The organism is Halorubrum tibetense, assembly GCF_042661865.1.
Lineage (GTDB): Archaea > Halobacteriota > Halobacteria > Halobacteriales > Haloferacaceae > Halorubrum > Halorubrum tibetense.
Genome location: NZ_JBHSWW010000328.1, coordinates 1 through 2,395, shown reverse-complemented (window position 1 = coordinate 2,395; position 2,395 = coordinate 1). Strand labels below are relative to the sequence as shown.

The 2,395-nt window shown below is 68.3% G+C and carries 2 protein-coding genes; both read right to left on the bottom strand.

All coding sequences use genetic code 11. The features are described from left to right. Positions 1 to 123: AAA family ATPase (locus ACFQEU_RS14560; protein ID WP_379783326.1), on the bottom strand; the 123-nt coding region annotated here is incomplete at its 3' end. 76 nt (positions 124 to 199) lie between these two features. After that, a partial coding sequence (locus ACFQEU_RS14555) for a carboxypeptidase regulatory-like domain-containing protein (RefSeq protein ID WP_379783324.1) occupies positions 200 to 2,395 on the bottom strand: 2,196 nt, incomplete at its 5' end.

The following is a 2,395-nucleotide window of genomic DNA, read 5'->3' as shown; positions in this document are numbered from 1 at the left end:
CTCGCGGCACTCCTCGCGGATCACGTCGCCCATCACGACGACCGGGACGCCGGCCGCTTCGGCGACGGTCGCCGCCTCGCCCTTGCCGCTGCCCGGCAGGCCGACGGTACCGATAACGTTCATTACTGACGGCTACTGCCGTGGAAGACTTAGGTCTGCTGTTGGCCGGCGCGAAGAAAAACGTGTGGCTGAACGCCGGTTACAGGACCGGAGCGAGCGCTGGCGGTCCGTTGCCGTTTCCGGGCGGTCCGTTACCGGGTGAGTCGCTAGGCGGTCCGTTACCGGGTGAGTCGCCAGGCGGTCCGTTACCGTTTCCGGGCGGTCCCTCCCCGGGAGTGCCGGACGGAGGTCCGTTGCCGGGCGAGTCGTCCTCGGCGTAGGATATCTCGACGCCGTCGGTCGATCCGCCGGCGGCGACGTTCACCTTGTGCTCGTCGGTCTCGCCCCGGTCCAGCGTCTCGGCGACGATATCGTAGCTCCCGGGAGCGACCTCGCCGAACTCGAAGCCGCCGTTGGCGTCGAGCTGAACGGTTTTATCCGGGCCGAATCCGTCCGCCTCCGCCGAGAACGTCACCCACGTCCCCTCTGCGAGGGGATCACCGTCGGCATCGGTGACGACACCGGAAACGGTTCCCGGTTCGGGGGTCGGCTCGAACAGCGACAGCGCGGCCGACTCGCCGGCGCTGATGTCGACGGTGACGGGATCGCTCGGTGGCGTCCCCGCCGCCGTCGCGGTCACCTCGTAGGTTCCGGCTGCGATCCGGGATACGGTGAATCCGCCGTCTGCGTCCGTTTCGACGACTGCCGCGCCGTCGTCCCCCTCATCTCCGACCGCGTCGTACGCGATCACGACCGTCTCGGTCGCCAGCGGTTCCCCGTCAGGATCGGTCACGGTTCCGACAAGATCCGCCGTCGTCGGCGCGTCGGCGTAGGTGAACTCGGCCGTCGTGGTCTCGCCAGGATCGACCTGTACGGAGACCAGATCGGTGGTTCCGGCGGCGGTCGTCTCGGCGGACAGGTCGTACTCACCCGGTTCGATGCCCTCGATCAGGACGGTGCCGTCGGCGTCGACCTGTCCGGTACGGGGCGCGTCTAACTCCTCGCTGTCGAGCTGGACCCAGCTCCCTTCCGGGAGTGCCTCACCGTCGGCGTCGGTGACGAGCGCGTCGATCGATCCCGTCTCCGCCGCCGTGAGCGCGAGCGACACTGTCGTTTCCCCATCGATATCGACGGGTTCGGTTGCCTCGCCGACCCCTTGTGCGGTCGCGGTCAGTTCGTACGCGCCCGGTTGGGGGACGTCGACCACGACCCCGCCGTCAGCGTCGGTCGTCGCGACCGTCACGACCTCCTCGTCGGCGGTCGCGTCCTCCACACCGTCGAGCGTCAGGAGGACGTCCGTCTCGGCGATCGGCTCGCCATCGCCGTCCGTGAACGTCGTGGCAAGCGTGTCCACGTCGTCTCCCTCGACGACCATCGTCGCCGGAGCCGTGACGGCGTCGTCCTCGCCGACAAACGTCAGCGTCGGTTCGTACTCGCCGGCCTCGGGGTTGAGCAGGCCGTCGATCGTGACGGACGTCGCGCCGTCGATGTCGGTGTTGAAGACGCCGCTCAGGTCGAACGTCGCCTCGGTGCCGTCGTACTCGTCGGCGTTGACGCTGATCTCGGTTGGTTCGCTCTCGCCCGAGCGCGTCAGCGCCACGGTCACGTCGTCGTTCGTGAGCCCGTCGAAGCTGGCTCCGTCGGGGTACGTCGCGACGACCTCGTCGACCTCGCCGTCGAAGTCGATGTCGTCGAACGACCACGTGTGCGTCGAGGTGACATCCGCCGTCGCGGGATCGAGCGTCAGCGACGTCCCCTCCGCGGGATCGTCGGTGTCGCCGTCGCCATCGTTTTCGTCGTCGTCTTCGTTTCCGTCGTCGCCTTCGTTCTCGTCCCCGTCGCCGGCGACGACGAGGTCGGCCGTGACGGAGAGCTCGTCGTCGTCACCACTGAGGGTGATCGTCGGAGCGTACTCGCCGGAGCCGGGATTCTCGACCCCGTCAACGACGACCGATCCCGCCCCGACGAGATCGGTGTTGAAGCTTCCGCTCAGGTCGAACGTCGCCTCTGTCCCGTCATACGAGCCGCTGTTAACGCTGATCTCGCTCTCGTCCGGTCCCCCGGTGAGCTGTCGGACGAGCGTGACAGTCACGTCGTCGTTCGTGAGCCCGTCGAGGCTCGTCCCATCGGGGTACTCGACGGTTATCTCGTCGACCTCGCCGTCGAACTCCGCGTCGTCGAACGACCACGTGTGCGTGGACGCCGCGTTCGCGTCGGCGGGGTCGGCGTCGAGCGTGAGGTTCTCGAGCGCTGCGTCGTCGAGACCGTCCGCGCTGTCGGCGGCACCGAGCCCCGC